Raw genomic sequence first — 22,406 nt, 5'->3', positions numbered from 1 at the left:
TTCCTGCGCTGTGACCACGTTTGAATTCAGTGGTCATTCATGCAAACTTGGGTTCCCGCCTTCGCGGGAACGACGTGGTTGGGCTGCGGGCCAAGATAAAAAGGGGCCAGGCCCTCCGCGGCATTGCCGCGAAGCGTCCTGGCCCCATGGTACGCCAACGGCGTGACTTACAGCGTACGCGCCACTTCGGTGACTTCGAACACTTCCAGGACGTCGCCGACCTGGATTTCGTTGTTGCCCTTCAGCGACAGACCGCACTCGAGGCCGGCGCGCACTTCCTTGGCGTCGTCCTTGAAGCGTTTCAGCGAATCGATCTCGCCGGTCCAGATCACGATGTTGTTGCGCAGCAGGCGGACCGAGGAGGAACGCTTGACCACGCCGTCGGTGACCAGGCAACCCGCGATCGCGCCGACTTTCGAGACCAGGATGACCTGGCGAATCTCGACCTGGCCGGTGATGGTCTCGCGCTTTTCTGGCGCCAGCATGCCCGACAGTGCGGTCTTGATCTCGTCGATCGCATCGTAAATGATGCTGTAGTAACGAATGTCGACACCGTTCGCTTCGGCCAGCTTGCGCGCCTGGGCGTCGGCACGGGCATTGAAGCCGATGATGACTGCCTTCGACGCGGTTGCCAGGTTGACGTCCGACTCGGTGATGCCACCGACCGCGGCGTGCACGATCTGCACCCGGACTTCGGAAGTCGACAGCTTCTGCAGCGAGCCGACCAGCGCTTCCTGCGAACCCTGCACGTCGGTCTTGACGATCAGCGGCAGGTTCTTGACTTCGCCTTCGGCCATCTGCTCGAACATGTTCTCGAGTTTCGCGGCTTGCTGCTTGGCCAGTTTCACGTCACGGAACTTACCTTGACGGAACAGGGCGATTTCACGCGCCTTGCGCTCGTCGGCCATGACCATGACTTCTTCACCGGCGCTCGGCACTTCGGTCAGGCCCTGGATCTCGACCGGAATCGATGGACCGGCTGCAGCGATGGTCTTGCCGTTTTCGTCCAGCATGGCACGAACGCGACCGAACGAGGAACCGGCCAGCACGACGTCGCCGCGCTTGAGGGTACCCGACTGCACCAGGATCGTCGCGACCGGGCCACGGCCCTTGTCCAGACGGGCCTCGACCACCAGGCCACGGGCCGGGGCTTCGGTTGGCGCTTTCAGTTCCAGCACTTCGGCCTGCAGCAGCACTTGCTCGAGCAGGTCGTCGACGCCGGTACCGATCTTGGCCGACACTGGCACGAATGGCGACTCGCCACCGTATTCTTCAGGCACCACGCCTTCGGCGACCAGCTCTTGCGTCACGCGGTCGGTGTTGGCGCCCGGTTTGTCGATCTTGTTGATCGCAACGACCAGCGGCACACCGGCGGCTTTTGCGTGAGCAATTGCCTCTTTGGTTTGCGGCATCACGCCGTCGTCCGCCGCCACCACCAGGATGACGATGTCGGTCGCCTTGGCGCCACGGGCACGCATCGCGGTGAACGCTTCGTGGCCCGGGGTGTCCAGGAAGGTGATCATGCCGCGCGGGGTGTCCACGTGGTATGCACCGATGTGCTGGGTAATGCCGCCGGCTTCGCCCGAAGCGACCTTGGCGCGACGGATGTAATCCAGCAGCGAGGTTTTACCATGGTCGACGTGACCCATGACGGTAACCACCGGTGCGCGCGAGCTCGACTCGTACTCGGTGTGCTCGCCCTGGTCGGCCAGCAGTGCTTCCGGATCGTCCTCGGCGGCAGCGAAGGCCTTGTGGCCCATCTCTTCCACCAGGATCATCGCGGTTTCCTGATCCAGCACCTGGTTGATGGTGCACATCTGGCCCAGCTTCATCAGCTGCTTGATGACCTCGGATGCCTTGACCGACATCTTGTGCGCCAGTTCGGCCACGGTGATGGTTTCAGGAACGTGGACGTCCTTCACGATCGCCTCGGTAGGCGCCTGGAAGTTCGATTCACGATCGTCGCCATGACCGCGACGGCCGCCACGGCCACCGCTGCGCCAGCCGTCACGGCCACCGCCGCCGGCAGGTGCGCCGCGGGTTTTCAGGCCGGTACCGCCACGCTTCTTGTCGTCAGACCAGGTCGACGACACATTGGCCGACTTGATCGACTTCTTGTCGCCCGGCTTCTTGGCGTCGTCCTTCTTGACTTCGCCCGGCTTCTTGTCCGCAGGCTTGTGCAGCGTGCCGGCGGCAGCCGCCGGAGCGGCTGGCTTGGCAACCGGTTCCGGCGCCTTGATCACGCGGCGCGGCTGGCTCATCATGAGCTTGATCTGCGCCACTTCGTCAGCCACGGCCTTGCGTGCACGCTCGGTGGCGGCAGCGCGTTCGGCGGCTTCCTTGGCAGCGACTTCTTTCGCAGCCTTGGCGTCGTCGGCAACTTTCTTGGCGGCTTCGTCAGCGCCGGCAGCGGCTTCCTTGCCGGCAGCAGCTTCCTTGGCGGCAGCGGCAATCGCGGCCTTTTCGGCGGCGTCGCGCTTGGCCTGGTCGGCAGCTTCGCGCTTGGCCTGCTCTTCAGCGGCCGCAGCTTGCGCCTTTTCTTCCGCTTCCAGCTTGGCCAGGCGTTCCTGCTTTTCACGCAGGTCGGCTTCCTGACGGGCGATCAGCTCGTTCTGGCGGGCCGCTTCTTCTTCGCGGCGTGCCTGTTCGGCAGGGTCGATCACCGGCTCTTCGGCCGCCTTGGTCGTGACCAGGTCGTCGCGCTGCACGAAGGTGCGCTTCTTGCGGACTTCGACCTGGATGGTACGCGATTTACCCGACGAATCGGCTTGCTTGATCTCGCTGGTTTCCTTGCGCGTCACCGTGATCTTCTTCTTCTCGCCGGTATCGGCTGCACCGTGGGTACGGCGCAGATGGTTCAGCAGCTTGTCCTTATCATCTTTCGACAAGGGATCTGACGTCGAGCTTTTCTCGACGCCGGCCGACCGCAGCTGGGTCAGCAGCAGGTCTGCAGGCATCTTCAGCTCGGTGGCAAATTGGGCTACGTTGTTACTCGCCATTCAGTCCTCTTTTCTACGTGTCGCGACAGATGATAAAGAAATTTTCAAGCTTTGGCCGTTTCTACCAGGCTCCAGGCTTTCGCCTGCAGTGCTTTCGCCCGGTCGTCGTACTTGCCATCGACCAGTTTCATCTCGTCGTCGGTCACATCATTAAATTCACTCTTGATCAGGTCGCGGGCGCGGTCCGACGTCAGTGCCAGGATGGCGCCGAATTCGTCATAGGCCAGTGCCGCGAATGCTTCGACCGTCTTGATACCAGCCAGGCCAAGCTTGCCGGCAACGGTACGGTCCATGCCTTCCAGATTGACCAGAGCTTCTTCCATGCCTTCGAGACCTTCTTCGGAAGCGATCGCTTCGGTCACCAGCGCGTCACGGGCGCGGGTGCGCAGTTCGTTGACGGTGTCCTCATCGAACGATTCAATTTCCAGCATCTCGGAAATTGGCACGTAGGCGATTTCTTCCAGGCTCGAGAAGCCTTCTTCAACCAGGATATCGGCCACTTCCTGGTCGACGTCCAGTTTTTCCATGAACAGCGCGCGGATCGCGGCCGATTCTTGTTCCACCTTGTTCGCCGATTCCTCGGCGGTCATGATGTTGATCTTCCAGCCGGTCAGCTCGGACGCCAGGCGCACGTTCTGGCCCGAACGGCCGATCGCGATGGCCAGGTTTTCTTCGTCCACCACGACATCCATGGCGTGTTTTTCTTCGTCAACCATGATCGACGACACGTTCGCCGGAGCCAGGGCGCCGATCACGAACTGGGCCGGATCGTCCGACCACAGCACGATGTCCACGCGCTCGCCGCCCAGCTCGCCGGTCACGGCCTGCACGCGCGAACCGCGCATGCCGACGCAGGTGCCGATCGGGTCGATGCGCTTGTCGGCCGTGAACACGGCGATCTTGGCGCGCACGCCGGCGTCACGGGCTGCCGATTTGATCTGCAGCAGGCCTTGTTCGATCTCTGGCACTTCCAGCTCGAACAGCTTCATGATGAAGTCTGGCGCAGTGCGCGACAGGATCACCTGCGGGCCACGCATATTGCGGTCCACACGAAGGATGAAAGCGCGCACGCGGTCGCCGATGCGCAGGTTTTCTTTCGGGATCATCTGGTCGCGCGGCAGGCGCGCTTCGATCTTGCCCGACTCGACGATCGCATCGCCGCGTTCCATGCGCTTGATGGTGCCGGTCACCAGCGAATCGCCGCGCTCCAAGAAGTCTTGCAGGATCTGCTCGCGTTCGGCATCGCGCACGCGCTGCAGCACGACCTGCTTGGTGTCCTGGGCAAAACGACGGCCGAAGTCGACCGATTCGATCGGCTCTTCGATGTACTCGTCGACTTCGATATCAGGAATTTGTTCCTTGGCTTCGAAATGCAGGATTTCCTGGTCAGGCAGTTGCAGGCCCGCTTCATCCGGCACCACGTGCCAGCGGCGGAAAGTCTCGAACTCACCGGTGTCGCGATCGATCGACACGCGAATGTCGACTTCGCCTTCATAGCGCTTCTTCGTGGCCTGTGCCAGCGCGAACTCGAGCGCACCGAAAACGACTTCCTTGTCGACGTTCTTTTCGCGCGCAAGCGCATCCACCAGCAATAAAATTTCGCGACTCATGCTTTGCGACTCCTAAAATCCACCTGTGGCACCAAACGTGCCTTGTCCAATTCGGCCAGCGTAAATTCCATCAACGCCGGGCCATCTTTACTGTCAAATTCCAAACCGACCTTGTCGTTCTCGACGCCGCGCAGGATACCGGTGAACGTCTTGCGGTGATCACTGCCGGGCACCGCGACGCGCAGCTTGACCGTGCACTCATGGCCGGCGAAGCGCGCAAAATCGGCGAGGGTCCGTACCGGGCGATCGAGGCCCGGCGACGAAATTTCCAATCGTTCGTAATCGACGTTTTCCACTGTCAGCACGTGCGACAGCTGGTGGCTCACCTTGGCGCAGTCTTCTACCGTGATCGGGCCCTTTTCGTCCGCGTCGGCAGCCGGGAAATCGATGTATACACGCAGGATCCCGCGCTCGCCTCGTTCCACTTCGACGAGGTCATAGCCGAGTCCACTGACTGTCGTGGCGATTAAGTCAAACTGCTGCAAGGCACTTCTCCAGGGCTTTAAAACGATTTACCAAAAAAAAAATGGGCATCTGCCCATCTTTTTGTACTTACAACCCAACCAGATGAAAGCACTTGCACCAGTGTCACGCGAATCACGACTCGCGGATACAACGTTCGGGAAGGACTTCGATTAGGCTGCAAATTATACTGCTTTTCCACTTCCCTCGCAATCTCCATACCACAAATGAGATTTTAAACAACAGTTGGCAGGGTGCTATGGATTACGAAACATTTTACGCCGACTGGCCGGCGCATGCCCGGCCCACACGCACTTGCGCAGGCCGGTCATGAAGGGTGTTCAGCCGCGACGGCCGCGGCGTGGCAGGCCGGGTTCCGAGCCACGCTGTCCCTGGCCGCCACGACGACCACCGCCGCTGCCGGCGAAGCCGAAGGTCGTCTGTAGCGGGTCCGGCTGACGCGGACGGCTGCTGCTCGCGCCGCTGTTGCCAGCACCTTTGCCGCCACCCGCGCTGGCGCCACGGCCCTTGCCGCCAGCCTGGCCACCCTGGCCGCCGAAGCCGCCCTGGCGACCGCCGGCAGGCTTGCCGCCCGGCACTGGACCGTTCAGGATGCCCTGGCCACGGGTGCTGCCGACCCGCGACACCGGCGGGCCGAAAGGATCGACATTGCGGTTGGCGTCGGCGCGGTCGATGCGATTGCCGTCGCTGCGATCGTTGCTGCGCTCGGCGCCATGGCTGACGTCGGCGCGCATGCCGTTCGGACGCGGACCCTTGCCCTTGTGGCCGCCCTTGACATGCTTCTCGGGGGCAGCGCCTTTCTTTTCGACGCCGAAGGCCGTCATCAGCGCGCGCACATCGTTTTCCTCGAACTCTTCCCAACGACCGCGCTTGAGGCCGCTCGGCAGGGTCATGGCGCCGTAGCGGGTACGGATCAGGCGCGAGACGGTCAGGCCGACCGCCTCGAACATGCGGCGCACCTCGCGGTTGCGGCCCTCGCCGATCACCACGCGGTACCAGCGGTTGATGCCTTCGCCGCCACCGTTCTGGATCTTCGAGAACGCCGCCTTGCCGTCATCCAGCTCGACGCCCGACAGCAGCTTCTGACGCATGCCTTCTTCGAGCTCGCCCAGGGTGCGCACCGCGTATTCGCGGTCGATGTTGTAGCGCGGGTGCATCAGCCGGTTGGCCAGGTCGCCCGAGGTCGTAAACAGCAGCAGGCCTTCGGTATTGAAGTCGAGGCGGCCGACGGCCAGCCACTTGCCGGCCTTCATGGTCGGCAGGCGGTCGAACACCGATGGACGGCCTTCCGGATCGTCATGGCTGACGATCTCGCCGGCCGGCTTGTGATAGACCAGCACGCGCGGCGGCTTGCTGCTCACGCGGCGCTGGATCAGCTTGCCGTTGATGCGAACCGCGTCGGTCGGCAGGATGCGCTGGCCGATATGGGCCGGCTCGCCATTGACCGACACGCGGCCGGCGACGATCAGGTCTTCCATGTCGCGGCGCGAACCCAGGCCGGCCTCGGCCAGCACCTTGTGCAGCTTCGGCGCATCGTCGTCGGCGGTCAGGTCGCGGCGCGCCGGCTTTGCCTGGGCATTGCTGCGCGCGCCTTCGTTGGCGTCGAAGTCGCTTGACGTCACGAAGGAGAACACATTGTCGGCTTCGCTGCCCGGCTGCTGCTTGCCGCCCCTGCCCTGCGGCTGCTGCTTGCCGCCGCGGCCGATCTGCTTGGCCGGACGTCCACCCTCGGTTGGACGAGCGCTTTGCTGGGTCGGACGGCCGCTTTGCTGGCCGCGCTTGCCCTGCTTGGGCTGGCCGCGGCCGCGCGCATCCTGCTTACCTTCCTGCTCGCCTTCCGACACGGCATCAACGCCAGCCTCGGACGCGGGAGCGGCCTGCTCGGCGACAGCCGGCGCGGCAGCCTGCTGCAGCGCTTCGCGTTCGGCGCGCTTTTCGCGCATCTGGCGCGGGCCGCGCGGCTTGCGCGCTTCCTGGACTGGCGCAGCGTCGGCAGGGGCCGGCGCTTCAGCTGCTGCCGGCGCTGCGGCCGACTCTTCTTTCGTGGCCTTGGTGGCGCGCGGCTTGCGGGTCTTCGGCGCCGGCGCTTCGGCCGCCGGCGCAGCCTGCTCGGCGGCGACCGGCTCGGCCGCAACGGCCGCCTTGCGGGTGCGCTTCGGCTTGGCCGGCGCCTCGGCCGCTACGGCCTCGCCTGGCGCAGTGTCGACAACGGCAGCCGCCTTGCGCGTACGCTTCGGCTTGGCTGCTGCTGGCTCGCCTGCATCCACAGGCTTGGTCTCGTTTTGTTCAGTTGGGTTCATCGTTCGTGTCTTTATTGTGCTGACCCGCCTCGGCAATCCCGTCATCAAGCGTGTCGCGGATCGGAACTTCAACGGGTGAAGTAGCTAAATCTACATCGTCGGCGGGCGCGGAGGCGCCCACCTTGTCAAAATTGTCGTTCAATGCCGCCTCGAGGGCTTCCAGGCTGCGGCTGTCGGGGCCTTCGGCCAGCGGCTGCAGGGGCGGCAGCTGCGAGAGAGACGCCAGGCCCAGGTCATCCAGGAACTGGCGCGTGGTGCCCAGCAGCGCCGGCCGCCCCACCACTTCGCGGTGGCCGACGACGTCGATCCAGCCGCGGTCTTCCAGCATCTTGACGGTCTGCGAATTGACCGCGACGCCGCGGATCTCTTCGATGTCGCCGCGCGTGACCGGCTGGCGGTAGGCGATGATGGCCAGCGTTTCCAGCGTCGCCCGCGAATACCTGGGCGGCTTTTCGGGCGCAAGCCGGTCGAGATAGGGCTTCATCTCGGGACGGCTCTGGAACCGCCAGCCCGAGGCCAGGCTGACGATCTCGATGCCACGTCCATCCCAGTCCTGGCGCAGTTCTTCCAGCAAGATTTTGATCGTATCGGCGCCGACGCCGGCGCCAACCTGCCGTCCTTGCGGGTCGACCTCGGCGAACAGTTTCTTCATGCCATGGATCGACATCGGCTCGCGGGCGCATAGCAAGGCGGTTTCGAGGACTCTCTTGGCCTCGTCAGTATTCATATCGCGATGTCGTCAATCAAACAATTCGGCCAATCGGGGTCGGGACAGCATCAATGCGAGTGACGCGCATGCCTGCGTGCCATGCGCCGGCTCTGTCGCCCTGCGCTCTGCTGCCTGAAACCGGAATCCGTGGGCCCGGCGCGCTGAGCGCCGGAGCTAATACATGGCGGGCAAGGAACCCGCCAGGGGCAACCCGCCTGCGCGACGGGCCGCTGGTGTTGATCTTCATTGCGAAACGAGGAACTCGGCGGAACTCTGCTGTCTCTCAGGCACGCCCGCGATCGGGGCTTCTCCGGGGAGCGACTTGTGTTGCACGAGAGTGCGGCACGCGAGCGGACGACGTCGTTTCTTCCAACTGGCGGCCATTGTAACCGATAAAACCCCGCAGCGGACAAGGGGGCCGCGCTGCGATGCGCGCCTATTTGCGTCAGTCGGACAGTTTTTCCGACAAAATCGCCGATACGCCAAGGAATGCGGGGTACTCGGCGGTGATTACATAGGTCGGCACGTCGGCCAGATAGCGGGCGAAACGTCCCTTCTGTTCAAAGCGGCTGCGGAACGAGGAACGGTCGAAGCGCTCCCCGAGGCGCGGCACGATGCCGCCGCCGATATACACGCCGCCCTGGGCGCCGAGGGTGACGGCCAGGTTGCCGGCCACGGTGCCGAGCATGCCGCAGAAAGCTTCCAGCACCTCGTCGCACAGCGCGCATTCACCGTCGAGCGCACGGCGCGAGATCTCGGCCGCGCCAAGGCGCTCGCCGGGGCGGCCGGCGCGCTCGGCCAGCGCACGGTAGATGAGTTCGACGCCGGCGCCGGACAGGAAGCGCTCGAACGAGACGTGCTCGAACTCGCGCCAGGCATATTGCAGGATCGCGATTTCCTGTTCGTTGACGGGGGCGAAGCTGACGTGGCCGCCTTCGCTGCGCAGCGCGGTCCAGCTGTCGCCGCACGGCACCAGGCCGGAAACGCCGAGGCCGGTGCCGGCGCCCAGCAGGCCCAGCGCCGCGTCCGGCTGCGGCGTGCCACCGCCGACCTGGCGCTTTTGCTCGCCCAGATGAGGCAGCGAACGCGCAAGGGCCGAGAAATCATTGACCACCAGCAGGATCTCGAAACTGCATTCCTGCCGCAAGGCTTCAGTGGAAAATTCCCAGTGATGATTGGTCATGCGCACGTAGTCGCCATTCACCGGGTTGGCGATGGCGATCGCGGCGTGGCGGATCGGCGCTGCAAAGACGGCCTTGACCGCCGCGCTGCCCAGGTAGGCGCGCATCGCCTCGCCCAGGGTGGCGTAGTCGGCGCAGGGCAGCACCTCGACCGCCTCGAGCCGGCCCGGGCCCACCTCCAGCACGAAGCGGCAGTTGGTGCCGCCGACATCGGCTAGCAGGCGGGCGCCGCCGCGGTGGGTGCGGTCGGAGGATGGACTGAACGGGGAGGCGGTCATGGTGGAGCGTGATTAAGAGACGCCCAAGCTTACTAAATTTTTTGCCCTGACGACAAGTGTTTTCTGTAGTTTAGGTACACGACCAACAACATGGTAGACGAAAACACGCCACCCATCAGTCAGTCCGACGTAGTAGAACTACTTTTTATTGAGAATTGGATAGAATCGCGCCGCCTGCCGGTCAGCACGTCGCCGGATCGAGGTCGGGGTCAATGCCGCGCTGGGCGTTCCAGGCATCGAGCCCGCCCTTGAGCGGCCGCGCACGGTGAAAACCGTTGACCATGAACTGGCGCGCCACTTCGGCGGCGGTGACGTCGTCCGGACAGCTGCAATAGACGACGATGTGGCGGTCTCGGTCGAGCGAGGCCATCAGGTGCTCGGGCTGGCAGGCCCTGAAGATCACGGCGCCCGGGATCGCGGCTTCCATCTGTTGCGCGCTCAGGCTGCGCGCATCGATGATCACCGGATCGTGGCCGGCGTCGATCAGCGCCAGCACCTCGTCGATGTCGATGCGCTCGATCGCGCTGCGCGAGCGGTGGCGGCGCCGCTCGGCATACTTGAAGGCGATGAACAGGGCCAGCAGGCCGGCCACGATCGTCAGCGCCGTGCTGCCCATGGTCGAGAGCGTATCGAGCACGCCGTCGACGCTGTTATGGAACCAGACGCCGAGCAGGATGCCGGTGCCGCTCCAGAGCGCCGCGCCGCTCACCGCATACACCAGGAACAGGCGCGGGTTGACGCCCATGGCGCCCGACAGCGGCGCCGCGATGGTGTTGAAACCGGGGACGAACTTGGACACCAGCAGCGACTTGACGCCGAACTTGCTGAAGCGGTCTTCGGTCTGGTTGACGCAAGAATCGGGGGACAGCGAAATCTTGCACAGCAACCGCAGGATGCGCTTGCCATAGAAGCGGCCGGCGCGGAACCAGAAGGCGTCGCAGATCAGGCAGGCCAGGATGGCCGCCATCCATACCATCTGCCAGCTCACGTCGGCGGTGACCGAGAGCGCGCCGGCCACGATCAGGACCGGGTAGGCGGGTATGGGCAGACCGAACTGTTCGACGAGGACGATGCCGAACACGATCAGCACGCCATAGACTTGGAGGAGTTCGGCTAGCTGGGGCATTTTTGTATATTAGCGCAATTGTGTGGTCGGTACAGGAACAGCCCCTATTCCCTTTGGCGTAAGCGCAACGCCTGGGACGGATGAGCGAATTTTACAAGACACCTCGCGGAATCGCCGCCAGCAGCGAGCGCGTGTACGGATGCTGCGGGTTGCGGTACAGCGTGTCGGAATCGGCCATCTCGACCACGCTGCCGTGGTGCATCACCATCACCTGGTCCGAGATGTACTTGACCACCGACAGGTCGTGCGAGATGAAGATATAGCTCATGCCGTATTCGTCCTGCAGGTCTTGCAGCAGGTTTAGCACTTGCGCCTGGACCGAGACGTCGAGCGCCGACACCGATTCGTCGCACACCAGGATCTCGGGCCGCATGGTCAGGCAGCGCGCGATCGCGATGCGCTGGCGCTGGCCGCCCGAGAATTCGTGCGGATAGCGGCCATAGGCGGCGTCCGGCAGGCCCACCCGCCCCAGCAAGCCGCGCGCCAACCCTGTGCGCTCCATCTCGTTGGCGCCGATGCCGTGGATGCGCATCGGTTCCTGCAAGATCTGGCCCACCGTGAAACGCGGATTGAGCGAGGCATAGGGATTCTGGAAGATGATCTGGATCCGGCGCTTATAGGCCTGGTATTCGCGGTCGGACATGGCCAGCAGGTCGCGCCCCTCGAACAGCGCCGATCCGCCGCTCGCGCGGTGCAGTCGCAGCAGGGTCAGGCCGACCGTGGTCTTGCCCGAGCCCGACTCGCCCACCACGCCCAGGGTCTTGCCGCGGCCCAGGGTAAACGAGACGTCCTTGACCGCCTTGAATTCGCGCTTGCCGAATAGGCCTTCGCGCAGCCAGAAACTCTTGGCCAGGTTATTGACCACCAGCACCGGCTGGTCGTCCGGCGTGGTGCCGCGCACGCGCTGCGCCGGAACCTGATCGGGCAAGATGCGACCGCCCAGATAATCGTCGATCACCGGCAGGCGCAGCGGCCGCGCATCGAGCGACGGCCGGCAATGCAGCAGGGCCCTGGTATACGCATCGGCCGGGGCGCCGAACACCTGGCCGGCGGCGCCCTCCTCGCGCACCTCGCCGTGGCGCATCACGATCACGCGGTCGGCGATCTCGCCCACCAGGCCCAGGTCATGGGTGATGAACAGCACCGCCATGCGGCGCTCGCGCTGCAGGCGCGCGATCAGGTCCATGATCTGCTTCTGGATCGTCACGTCCAGCGCCGTGGTCGGCTCGTCGGCGATCAGGAGGCGCGGCTCGCAGGCGATCGCCATCGCGATCATCACCCGCTGCTGCTGGCCGCCCGACATCTGGCTCGGGTAGGCGTCGATCTTGCGCTCGGGATCGGGGATGCCCACTTCATGCAGCAGCGCCAGGGTGCGCGCCCGCGCCGCCCGTTTATCCATACCCATGTGCAGGCGCAGGACTTCGCCGATCTGGAAGCCGACCGTGAACACCGGATTGAGCGAGGACATCGGCTCCTGGAAGATCATGGCGATGTCCTTGCCGCACAGCGCGCGCCGCTCGCGCAACGGCAGGCCCAGCAATTCGCGGCCGGCGAAGCGGATGCTGGCGCCGGGGTGCACGATCGTGGTCTGTTCCGGCAGCAGGCCCATCACGGCCAGCGAACTGACCGACTTGCCGCTGCCCGACTCGCCCACCAGCGCCACCGTGCTGTTCGCCGGCACGTCGAACGAGATGCCCTTCAGCGCCTCGAAGGTATTCGTCTTGTCGGTGCGAAAGGCGATGCGCAGGTCTCGCACCTGCAGCAATGGTTCCTGGTTCATATTGGGTGTCATTTGATCTTGGGATCCAGCGCATCGCGCAGCGCATCGGCGAACAGCGAAAAGCTCGTCACCAGCAGCGCCATCGCGCCGGCGGCCGCCGCCAGCTGCCACCATTTGCCGAGGATCAGTTCATTCTGCGCCTCGTTGAGCATGCTGCCCCAGGAGACGGTGCCGACCGGCACGCCAAAGCCCAGGAAGGACAGGATCACCTCGGCCTTGATGAAGCCCACCACCAGGATCGACATCTGCACCAGCGCCACGTGCGAGACATTGGGCAGGATGTGGCCGAACATGCGCTGCCACCCCGACGCGCCGATGGCATCGGCCGCCATCACGTACTCGCGCGCGCTGTGCTTGATGTATTCGGCGCGCATCAGGCGATACGGCCCGGTCCAGCCGGTCAGGCCGAGGATCAGCACGATGGTGGCCACGCCTTTTTGCTGGAGCACGGCGGCCACGGTCAGGATCATGAGGATCGCCGGGATCGCCGTGAAGATGCTGTAGAACCAGTTGAACAAGTCGTCGACCCAGCCGCCATAAAAGCCCGAGACCGCGCCGAACAGGGTGCCGAGCGTCACCGCCAGCAGGGCCGCCACCAGACCCACCACGATCGAGGTCTCGCCGCCCTTGATGGTTTTCTTGACGATATCGTGGCCCCATTTATCGGCGCCGAACGGCAGGGTCGTACGCTTTTCCACTGGCGGATGGGCTTGCGCCACCTGCGCCTCGAGCTCGGCCAGTTCGTCCGCCAGCGGATCGAAGGCGTTCGGCGGCGTGGCGCGCGGCAGCTGGGCCTGGGCCAGCGCGCGCGCCGTGGCGTCGGCGCCGACGAAGGTGGGCGGCGCATAATTGACCGCCACCTCGTCTTCCCAATCGCTGGCCAACATGCCCGTGGCGGACAACAGCACCAGCAGCAGGAAAGCGGCGACGACGGCCAGCGCCGCCATCCCGACGCGGTCGGCGCAGAGGCGCCGCCAGGCCAGCGTCCACAGGCCGGGCGAGCGCGTTTGTACATGCATGTGCAGGGTGGTCATGATTACTTGAGCTGCACGCGTGGATCGACCGCCTGGTACAGCAGGTCGGCCAGCAGGTTGAATACCATGGTCGCGACGGCCACGTAGACCGTGATCGCCTTGATCACCGGGAAGTCGCTGCGTTCGACGGCCAGGATCACTTCGCGGCCGATGCCGGGAATGCCGAAGAAGCGCTCGAGCAGGAAGGCGCCGATCAGCAGCGCCGGCAGATTGGCCATCACGTGGGTGATGATCGGGATCGCGGCATTGCGCAGCACGTGGACCCAGACGATGCGGCGCTCCGGCAGGCCCTTGGCGCGCGCGGTGCGCACATAGTCCTGCCCTGCTTCGTCGAGCACGAAGCTGCGGTACAGGCGCAGGGTCGGCGCGATCGACACCGCCAGGCCGATGATGATCGGCAGCAGCGCATAGTGCAGCAGGTTCTCGCCCAGGCTATTGCCCCAGCCCTGGACCGGAAACAGCCCCAGCTGATAGGCGAACATGTACTGGAACACGATGATGTAGACCAGGATCGAGATCGACATCCCGACCGTGCAGGCCACCATCACGGCGCGGTCGGTCAGCGAGCCGCGCACGAAGGCGATCGCCAGCGCCAGCGCGATGCCGAATAAGGTTTCCAGCACCGTCAGCGGGATCAACACGGTCAGCGACGGGCCCAGTCGGCTGCCAATGATCTGGGATACCGGCTCGCCCGTGCTCCAGGCATTGCCGAAGTCGAAGGTCAGGATCTGCTTGACGAAGATCCATAGCTGCACGGTATAAGGCTGGTCGGTGCCGAGCTGGCGCCGGATATTCTCGATTGCCCCCGCATCGGCCATCTTGCCCGCCAACAGGTAGGCCGGATCGCCGCCAACCCAGTTGAACAAGAAAAACACCAGCAACACGACGCCGGCCATCGTCGGCAGCATCTGCCACAAGCGGCGCAAGACATAAGCAAACATCGCACTCCCGAATTTGCGGATTGGGCGAATGGACCGCCTCTGGCTTCGCTGCCTAGCCAAATCCTGGATGGCAAAAACGACACGATAGCGCATATTCGCGCCCACCAACAGCCGCGCAATCTTATGCTCCGATAGTCCCAGGTTATTACCATGTCATGACACAACCATCATCGATTCGTATAAGAACCTTGCTGGCAATGCTAAATATGCAAGCCGCATTTTTCACAACTTCGTGCTTAGAAAATATAGTTTGAACGAATTAAATATCATATCGAACTATATTTTCCGCATGATATTTCAATTTCCGAGTTTTGTGACTTTTGTGTGACTAGCATCAAAAAAATAAATTGTAAAGACAAGTTATCAATTAGTTGTATTTTGCACCGTGCATACGTTACCAATTGACACTATCTATTGGTAAATGTTTTTATTGCTAAGTAGTAAAAACATGTCGTGTCCATATCACACGGCGATTCACTGACTTTACTGGCCGGCGCAACCCGCCGCCAGGTCTTACGGGGAAGACTCACTATGATGGTTGAAACTGTGTTATCTCGATCGGTACGCCTGATCTGCGCCGGCGGCCTTGCCGTCGCCTGCACGACGGCGTACGCCCAGGAAACGGCGCCTGCCGCCGAATCGCTGCAACGCGTGGAAGTGACCGGCTCGCGCATCGCGACCGCGAACCTGGAAAGCGTCAGCCCGGTGACCGTGGTGAACGCCAAGGACATCAAGATGGAAGGTGTCCGTTCGGTCGAGAACCTGCTGAACAACCTGCCCCAGGTCTTCGCCGACCAGGGTGGCTCGGTGTCGAACGGCTCGTCCGGCACCGCGACCGTCAACTTGCGTAACTTCGGCGCCGACCGCACCCTGGTGCTGGTCAATGGCCGCCGCCTGCCAGCCGGCAGCCCGCGCAATACCGCAGCCGACTTGAACCAGATTCCCGTGGGCCTGATCAAGCGCGTCGAAGTGCTGACCGGCGGCGCCGGCGCCATCTACGGCTCGGACGCCGTGGCCGGCGTGGTCAACTTCATCATGGACGACCGCTTCCAGGGCGTCCAGATCGACGCCAACTACCAGTTCTACAACCACGACCAGAACGGTGGCCCGGCCGCCGACGCCGCCAACCGCCGCAACTTCGCGCTGCCGGGCGACAAGGGCGCTGATGGCAAGGTCAAGGACATCACCCTGACCATGGGTGGCAACTTTGCCGATGGCAAGGGCAATGCCGTCGTATTCTTCGGCTACAAGAAAGAAGACGCGCTGCTGCAATCGGAACGTGACTTCACCGCCTGCTCGCTGGGCGGCTCGAGCTCGGGCGACACCTTCAACTGCGGTGGTTCGGGCACCAGCTTCCCTGGCCGCTTCCTGCTCGGCAGCCAGGGCTTCACGGTGGCCGATGCCGCCGGTGGCGTGCGTCCCTACAATGCCGCGACCGACGCCTATAACTTCGGCCCGCTGAACTACTTCCGCCGTCCGTCGGAACGCTACACCTTCAGCTCGTTCACCCACTACGACATCAACGACAAGGCCCGCCTGTACGCCGAGGCCAGCTTCCACGACGACAGCACCGTGGCCCAGATCGCCCCATCCGGCCTGTTCGGCCTGGACGCATCGGGCGCCAACGCCATCCGCTTCGAGAATCCGCTGCTGTCGGACGCATGGCGCCGCACCCTGGGCCTGAACGCCCCTGGCGACACCGCCGACATGGTGATCTTCCGCCGCAACGTCGAAGGCGGTGGCCGTCGCGACGACCTGAACCACACATCCTACCGCGGCGTGGTTGGCGTCAAGGGCGACATCGGCAACTGGCAGTACGACGCCTTTGCCCAGGTCGGCCGCGTGCTGTACTCGGAAACCTATTTCAACGACTTCTCGGTCTCGCGCAGCGGACGCGCACTCGACGTGGTCACCGGCGCCAATGGCCAGCCAGTCTGCCGCAGCACCCTTAACGGCGTCGATCCAAATTGCGTTCCGTACAATATCTGGAGCCTGGGCGGCGTGACCCCGGAAGCGCTGACCTATCTGCAGACCCCTGGCTTCCAGAAGGGCCACACCTCGCAGACCGTGCAGGGCATCAACCTGTCGTCGGATCTGGGCGAATACGGCATCAAGCTGCCAACCAGCAAAGAAGGCGTAGGCGTGGCTTTCGGTTGGGAACACCGCACTGAGAAGCTGGAACTGAACTCGGACGTCGCGTTCGAGTCGGGTGACCTGGCCGGCCAGGGCGGCCCGACCAAGAACGTCAGCGGCCAGTTCAGCGTGCGCGACTACTTCGCCGAAACCCGTATCCCGATCCTGCAGGACGTGCCGTTCGCCGACCAGCTGACGCTGACCGGCAGCTACCGCAAATCGGATTACTCGACCGGCCAGGACACCGATTCGTATGGTGTCGGCCTGGAATGGGCGCCAGTCAAGGAAGCCAAATTCCGCTTCAGCTACCAGCGCGCGGCGCGTGCGGCCAATGTGGTCGAGCTGTTCACCCCGGCAGGCCTGGCACTGTTCGGCATGTCGTCCGATCCTTGCGCCGGCGCCAACCCGAGCGCCTCGCTGGCACAGTGCCAGCTGACCGGCGTCACCGCTGCCCAGTACGGCAACATCCTGAACTCGCCAGCACAGCAGTACAACCAGATCATCGGTGGTAACACGGCGCTGGAACCGGAAGAGTCGGATTCGTACACCCTGGGCGTCGTGCTGCAGCCTACCCGCAACACCTCGGTCACCATCGACGCGTTCGACATGAAGGTCAAGGGCGTCATCGGCGGTCTGCCAGCATCGACCACCCTGACCCAGTGTCTGAACACCGGCAATGCGCAGTTCTGCGACCTGATCACGCGTGACCGCCTGGGCAGCCTGTGGGCTCTGGAGAGCGCCAACATCACCGCGACCAACCAGAACCTGGGCATGAGCTCGACCAGGGGTATCGACCTGGGCGCCAACTGGAACACCAAGCTGGGCGCATGGGGCGGCCTGAACCTGTCACTGATGGGCACCTACCTGAAAGAGTTCAAGCAGGAAGACTTCCCGGGTTCGGGCGAGTATAACTGCGCCGGCCTGCACGGCACCACCTGCGGTGTGCCGCTGCCGAAATGGCGTCACAAACTGCGCGCTTCGTGGGCTACCCCATGGCGCGGCGTGGAACTGGGCGCTACCTGGCGCTACGTGCGCGGCACCGACCTCGACTCGACCAGCAGCAATCCATTGCTGGCCGGCGATTTCGAAGCGGCCGATGCACGCCTTGGCGCACGCAACTACCTGGACCTGACCGCCGGTTGGCAGATCACCCCGATCTTCGCACTGCGCGCAGGTATGAACAACGCGCTGGATAAAGATCCTCCGCTGTCGGGCGTGGTTGCCGAGGTCTTCGGTAACGGTAACACCTACCCACAAGTGTATGACTCGATGGGCCGTCACGTGTTCCTGAACCTGACCGCCAAGTTCTAATCGGCTGAAGGTGAAAAAAACGGCGCACCTCGGTGCGCCGTTTTTTATTATTGGTGTTTATTAATCCTGGCGCAGCCGGCGCTGGCGCACCGCAGCCGCCAATCCTTCCAGTACGCCCACGCTGGTATCCCAGTCGATGCAGCCATCGGTCACCGACTGGCCGTAGGTCAATTCCTTGCCCGGCACCAGGTCCTGGCGCCCCGCCACCAGGTGCGACTCGATCATCACGCCGACGATGCGGTCGTCGCCACCGGCGATCTGGGCCGCGATGTCGGCGCATACCGGCACCTGGTTCTCGGGCTTCTTGGAGCTGTTGGCGTGCGAGGCGTCGATCATCAGGCGACTGGCCAGGCCGAGCGCGGCGATCTGCTTGCAGGCGTCGTCGACGCTGGCGGCGTCGTAGTTCGGGGTCTTGCCGCCACGCAGGATGATGTGGCAATCCTCGTTGCCCGAGGTCGACACGATGGCCGAGTGGCCGCCCTTGGTCACCGACAGGAAGTGGTGCGGCTGCGAGGCGGCCTTGATGGCCTCGGTCGCGATCTTGATATTGCCGTCGGTACCGTTCTTGAAGCCAACCGGGCACGACAGGCCGGACGCCAGCTCGCGGTGCACCTGCGATTCGGTGGTGCGGGCGCCGATCGCGCCCCAGCTGACCAGGTCGGCGATGTACTGCGGGCTGATCACGTCGAGGAATTCGGTGCCGGCCGGCAGGCCCATCTCGTTGATGTCGCGCAGCAGCTCGCGCGCCATGCGCAGGCCGTCGTTGATGCGGAAGCTATTGTCCATGTACGGGTCGTTGATCAGGCCCTTCCAGCCGACCGTGGTGCGCGGCTTCTCGAAATAGACCCGCATCACGATCTCGAGCTCGCCGGCAAAGCGCTGGCGCTCCTTGACCAGCTTGCGCGCGTACTCGAGCGCGGCCTTCGGATCGTGGATCGAGCACGGTCCGATCACCACCATCAGGCGGTCATCCTGGCCGTGCAGGATGCGGTGCAGGTCGACGCGCGCGCCGGCCGCGGTCTGCTCGGCCTGCGGGGTCACCGGGAACTCGCGGATCAGGTGCGAGGGCGGCGTCAGTTCCTTCATTTCACGGATGCGTAAATCGTCGGTGCGGGGCATGCTGGGACTCCCTTTCGTGCTGTTCTGTGCTGGTCTTGTTCAGGACTGGAAATAAAAAAACCGCCATCGCTGGCGGTTTGTCTGGATGCTGCCGGGACGTTTACTCCGCGTACCCGCCGCTACTCCACCGCCTGAGGCTGGAATGGCTAAAGTAAAAAAAGCGGGTAAAGAAAGCGTGGCGCATGGTGTCGTCCGGGTTTGGTCGAATTGACTATAACAACAAGGCATGAAAGTTGGCAAGCCTTTTGTCGCCGGTTCCACGCTTGTACAGACAACAATCGGTTGCAGCGAACTGACATCCCTCCTTGCGCATGAGCGTCACCTTATGCGCATCTTGCGCTACCTCATTCCCGACGCGGCTACCGATGCAACAGTCGATTCAAGCCCGGCTGCCGCTCGTGTTGATTGTAGACACAAACAGGTACTGAGAGGTGCCAAGGAAATTGATCGGCGATAAGGATCAAGCCCTCCACCGCGCGGCATCCGAATCTTCCCATCCACTGGAGTGTCGGACCATGACTGAAACCCTGCTTTCCCGTTCCGTGCGCCGCCTGTTCGCGGGCGGCGGCGCCGCCGGCCTGGCGCTCGCCGGCCCCGTGCTGCTGGCCCTTCCCCACCCTGCTCTCGCGCAGGAAGCCGCTCCCGTGGCCCGCGTCGAGATCACCGGCTCGAACATCCGCCGCGCCCAGGCCGAGACCGCGTCCAGCGTGCTTACCGTCAACCGCGCCGACATCGAGCGCTCGGGCAAGACCACGGTGGCCGAGCTGCTGCAGACCCTGGCGGTCGACAACCAGGGCTCGGTGCCGATGAGCTTTGGCAGCGGCTTCGCGGCCGGCGCCTCGGGCATCTCGCTGCGCGGCCTGGGCACGGCCTCGACCCTGGTCCTGCTCAACGGCCGCCGCATGGCGCCCTACGGCCTGGCCGACGACGGCCAGAAGGTATTCGCCGACCTCAACGTGATCCCGACCGACGCCGTCGAGCGCATCGAGATCCTCAAGGACGGCGCCTCGGCCATCTATGGTTCGGACGCGATCGCCGGCGTGGTCAACATCATCCTGCGCCGCAACTTCCAGGGCACCAGCGCGCGCGCGCTGTACGGCAGCGGCGAGGCGGGAGACGGCCAGCAGCATAACCTGGCCCTGGCCTGGGGCTTCGGCAACCTCGACACCGACCGCTACAACGTGCTGGTCAACGTCGAGTACAAGCACACGCAAGAAATTTGGTACCGCAACCGCGGCAACCGCGACTACATCGGCAAGATCGACCTGCGGCCCTATGGCTATTCGGCCCAGGAAGGCTTCGGCGGCACCGGCGCCATTACCGGCAACAACCAGTCGGGCAACGCCATCAACGGCAATGTGCGCAACCCCGACACACTGGACTACTACAACCGCGGCAACCTGGCCGGGCCCGGCTTCACGCGCACCTTCCCGGGCGCCGCCTGCGGCAACTTCACCAACCACCCGCAGGGCGATCCGGGCGGCGGCTGCCTGGTCGATTCGGCCTTCCTGTACAACCAGATCCAGCCCGACAGCGAAAACCTGTCGCTGTACACCCGCGGCACACTCAAGCTGCAGGGCAATACCGAGGCCTATGCCGAATTGAATCTGTACAACAGCCTGACCCAGTCCAGCACCACGCCGAACCCGATCGCGGCCAGCGTCGGCTATCCCGGCGGCCCGGTCAGCAACGCCGGCGTCCAGCTCGGCGCCGAGCATCCCGACAACCCCTACTTCGGCCGCGCGGCGCGGCTGCGCTACCTGCCCTTCGACGTCGGTCCGCGCCAATCCGACATCTCCTCGAACTTCCTGCGCGCCCTGTTCGGCGCGCGCGGCACCAGTGGCGCCTGGGACTGGGATACCTCGCTGCTGTATTCGACCAGCAGGGTCGGCAACGACCGCCGCGGCTACCTGCAGCGCGACGCCACCTTCGCCCTGCTCGACCCGTCGCCCGAGAACGTAGCGGCGGCCCAGGCCAATCCCGGCTACCGCGCCCTGCCGGCGGGCACCTATTGGCGCATCGCCGAAAGCGCGGGCCTGAATTCACCCGCCGTGTACGCCGCCCTGTCGCCGACCATCTCCAACGATGCCAAGACCGAGATCGCCCAGGTCGACTTCAAGGCCTCGCGCGAGATCGGCAAGCTGGCCGGCGGTGCGGTGGGCGTGGCGCTGGGCGCCGAATTCCGCCACGAATCGACGCGGCTCGAACCGACCGCCGGCACCGAACGCGGCAACATCATCGGCCTGGGTTACTCGGCCTACGATGGCCAGCGCAACGTCTTCGGGCTGTACGGCGAAGTGCTGGCCCCGGTTCTACCCGGCCTCGAACTCACCGGCGCCATGCGCTACGACCACTTCACCGACGTGGGCGACGCCTGGACCCCGAAGGTGGGCGTCAAGTGGAACCCGCGGCGCGAGCTGGCGCTGCGCGCCACCTGGGCCAAGGGCTTCCGCGCGCCGAGCCCGGCCGAGAACGGCGTCGGCGGCCTGGCCGCCTTCGCCAACGCCACCGACCCGGTGCGCTGCGCGCTGGGCGTGCAGACCGCCTGCAACCCGGCATCGGTGTCGGTGATCACCTCGCCCAACCAGGACCTGAGCCCGGAACGCTCGAAGAGCTGGAATATCGGTGCGATCTGGGATCCGCTGCCGCGCACCAGTTTCTCGCTCGACTTCTGGAACATCAAGCGCAAGAACGAGATCAACCAGCAGCAGATCGACGCCGCGATCGCGGCCGGCGACGTGGCGCGCGATCCGAGCACGGCGGTGCCGACGATCCCGGGCGATCCGGGCGCGATCACGGCGGTGCTGGCCGAATACGTGAACTCGGCCGAGACCGAGGTGCGCGGCATCGACCTCGACGCGCGCCAGGGCTTCGGACTGCCGAACAACTGGGGCACCCTGACCTTCGACGTCAAGTACACCTACCTCGACAAATGGGAGCGCACCGAACAGGATGGCACCACGCGCGACTACGCCGGCACCCACGGCAACTGCGACGTCAGCAACTGCATGGGCACGCCGGACCACAAGGCCAACCTGCGCGCAACCTGGGAGCGCGCCAACTGGCGCGTGTCGGCCAACGTCAACTACCGCGGGCCGATCGACAACACCTTCTTCAAGGACGATCCGGAAGGCTGCGCCAGCCACTTCGCCAACGGAGACGATGCGCCGAGCGATTGCGAACTGGCCTCGTTCACCACGGTCGACCTGGTGTTCCGCTGGAAGCCGCAACCGCGCTGGGAAATCTACGGTTCGATCCAGAACCTGTTCGACAAGCAGGCGCCGCTCGATCCGCTGACCTATGGCGCGGTGTCGTACAACCCGCTCGACTACTACGGCGCGATCGGCCGCTTCTTCACGCTGGGGGCGAGATACGCGTTCTGATGTGAGCGCGGTTAAACGC

At 64.3% G+C, this 22,406-nt stretch carries 13 protein-coding genes; 2 read left to right on the top strand and 11 right to left on the bottom strand.

Annotation, left to right across the window (positions count from 1 at the left end; translation table 11 throughout):
* Nucleotides 1–167: 167 nt before the first annotated feature.
* The 10 genes from infB to SOM61_RS04730 form a co-directional block, all read right to left on the bottom strand.
* On the bottom strand, nucleotides 168–2,999 hold the full coding sequence (infB, locus tag SOM61_RS04775) for a translation initiation factor IF-2 (protein ID WP_320473032.1): 2,832 nt from the start codon (nucleotides 2,997–2,999) through the stop codon (nucleotides 168–170).
* Between the two features lie 44 nt (nucleotides 3,000–3,043).
* Entirely contained in the window at nucleotides 3,044–4,609 is a 1,566-nt protein-coding gene (nusA, locus tag SOM61_RS04770; protein ID WP_147936313.1) for a transcription termination factor NusA, read from the bottom strand.
* Nucleotides 4,606–5,094, bottom strand: a complete 489-nt coding sequence (gene rimP / locus SOM61_RS04765) for a ribosome maturation factor RimP (RefSeq protein WP_147936314.1) — start codon at nucleotides 5,092–5,094, stop codon at nucleotides 4,606–4,608. Before rimP ends, nusA begins: the two co-directional genes overlap by 4 nt.
* 318 nt (nucleotides 5,095–5,412) lie before the next feature.
* Nucleotides 5,413–7,392: a 23S rRNA pseudouridine(2605) synthase RluB gene (gene rluB / locus SOM61_RS04760; RefSeq protein ID WP_320473031.1), complete on the bottom strand. Its 1,980-nt coding sequence runs from the start codon at nucleotides 7,390–7,392 to the stop codon at nucleotides 5,413–5,415.
* Nucleotides 7,379–8,119: an SMC-Scp complex subunit ScpB gene (scpB, locus tag SOM61_RS04755; RefSeq protein ID WP_320473030.1), complete on the bottom strand. Its 741-nt coding sequence runs from the start codon at nucleotides 8,117–8,119 to the stop codon at nucleotides 7,379–7,381. Before scpB ends, rluB begins: the two co-directional genes overlap by 14 nt.
* A gap of 427 nt (nucleotides 8,120–8,546) precedes the next feature.
* Nucleotides 8,547–9,560 carry a glucokinase gene (locus tag SOM61_RS04750; RefSeq protein WP_320473029.1) on the bottom strand — a complete coding sequence of 338 codons (1,014 nt, stop codon included), beginning with the start codon at nucleotides 9,558–9,560 and terminating at the stop codon, nucleotides 8,547–8,549.
* Nucleotides 9,561–9,741: 181 nt separating this feature from the next.
* Nucleotides 9,742–10,686 (bottom strand): VTT domain-containing protein, encoded by a 945-nt coding sequence (locus SOM61_RS04745; RefSeq protein WP_320473028.1) that lies wholly within the window; start codon nucleotides 10,684–10,686, stop codon nucleotides 9,742–9,744.
* Between the two features lie 91 nt (nucleotides 10,687–10,777).
* Nucleotides 10,778–12,466, bottom strand: a complete 1,689-nt coding sequence (locus tag SOM61_RS04740) for an ABC transporter ATP-binding protein (RefSeq protein WP_320473027.1) — start codon at nucleotides 12,464–12,466, stop codon at nucleotides 10,778–10,780.
* A gap of 8 nt (nucleotides 12,467–12,474) precedes the next feature.
* Complete coding sequence (locus SOM61_RS04735; protein ID WP_320473026.1) at nucleotides 12,475–13,500, bottom strand: ABC transporter permease; 1,026 nt, start codon at nucleotides 13,498–13,500, stop codon at nucleotides 12,475–12,477.
* A gap of 2 nt (nucleotides 13,501–13,502) precedes the next feature.
* A complete protein-coding gene (locus SOM61_RS04730; RefSeq protein ID WP_320473025.1) occupies nucleotides 13,503–14,441 on the bottom strand; it encodes an ABC transporter permease in 939 nt (312 codons plus the stop codon).
* Nucleotides 14,442–14,972: 531 nt separating this feature from the next.
* Here SOM61_RS04730 and SOM61_RS04725 point away from each other — a divergent pair.
* Nucleotides 14,973–17,885 carry a TonB-dependent receptor domain-containing protein gene (locus SOM61_RS04725; RefSeq protein WP_320473024.1) on the top strand — a complete coding sequence of 971 codons (2,913 nt, stop codon included), beginning with the start codon at nucleotides 14,973–14,975 and terminating at the stop codon, nucleotides 17,883–17,885.
* 60 nt (nucleotides 17,886–17,945) lie between these two features.
* Here the strand turns inward: SOM61_RS04725 and aroG are convergent, their stop codons facing one another.
* A complete protein-coding gene (gene aroG, locus SOM61_RS04720) occupies nucleotides 17,946–19,004 on the bottom strand; it encodes a 3-deoxy-7-phosphoheptulonate synthase AroG (RefSeq protein WP_320473023.1) in 1,059 nt (352 codons plus the stop codon).
* Between the two features lie 515 nt (nucleotides 19,005–19,519).
* On the opposite strand from aroG, the gene SOM61_RS04715 reads away from it, so the two are divergent.
* Nucleotides 19,520–22,387 (top strand): TonB-dependent receptor, encoded by a 2,868-nt coding sequence (locus SOM61_RS04715; RefSeq protein WP_320473022.1) that lies wholly within the window; start codon nucleotides 19,520–19,522, stop codon nucleotides 22,385–22,387.
* The last annotated feature ends 19 nt before the right edge of the window (nucleotides 22,388–22,406 follow it).

The sequence above is a fragment of the Massilia sp. CFBP9012 genome (assembly GCF_034045115.1).
GTDB lineage: Bacteria > Pseudomonadota > Gammaproteobacteria > Burkholderiales > Burkholderiaceae_D > Telluria.
The sequence above is the reverse complement of the archived record's forward strand: the minus strand, read 5'-3'. Positions and strand labels throughout refer to the sequence as shown.

Bases quoted from the DNA above. Each gene is read 5' to 3' on its own strand.
- infB (WP_320473032.1), bottom strand. From the start codon at position 2,999: ATGGCGAGTAACAACGTAGCCCAATTTGCCACCGAGCTGAAGATGCCT.
- scpB (WP_320473030.1), bottom strand. From the start codon at position 8,119: ATGAATACTGACGAGGCCAAGAGAGTCCTCGAAACCGCCTTGCTATGC.
- aroG (WP_320473023.1), bottom strand. From the start codon at position 19,004: ATGCCCCGCACCGACGATTTACGCATCCGTGAAATGAAGGAACTGACG.
- rluB (WP_320473031.1), bottom strand. From the start codon at position 7,392: ATGAACCCAACTGAACAAAACGAGACCAAGCCTGTGGATGCAGGCGAG.
- SOM61_RS04745 (WP_320473028.1), bottom strand. From the start codon at position 10,686: ATGCCCCAGCTAGCCGAACTCCTCCAAGTCTATGGCGTGCTGATCGTG.
- SOM61_RS04715 (WP_320473022.1), top strand. From the start codon at position 19,520: ATGACTGAAACCCTGCTTTCCCGTTCCGTGCGCCGCCTGTTCGCGGGC.
- nusA (WP_147936313.1), bottom strand. From the start codon at position 4,609: ATGAGTCGCGAAATTTTATTGCTGGTGGATGCGCTTGCGCGCGAAAAG.
- SOM61_RS04750 (WP_320473029.1), bottom strand. From the start codon at position 9,560: ATGACCGCCTCCCCGTTCAGTCCATCCTCCGACCGCACCCACCGCGGC.
- SOM61_RS04725 (WP_320473024.1), top strand. From the start codon at position 14,973: ATGATGGTTGAAACTGTGTTATCTCGATCGGTACGCCTGATCTGCGCC.
- SOM61_RS04730 (WP_320473025.1), bottom strand. From the start codon at position 14,441: ATGTTTGCTTATGTCTTGCGCCGCTTGTGGCAGATGCTGCCGACGATG.
- SOM61_RS04740 (WP_320473027.1), bottom strand. From the start codon at position 12,466: ATGAACCAGGAACCATTGCTGCAGGTGCGAGACCTGCGCATCGCCTTT.
- SOM61_RS04735 (WP_320473026.1), bottom strand. From the start codon at position 13,500: ATGACCACCCTGCACATGCATGTACAAACGCGCTCGCCCGGCCTGTGG.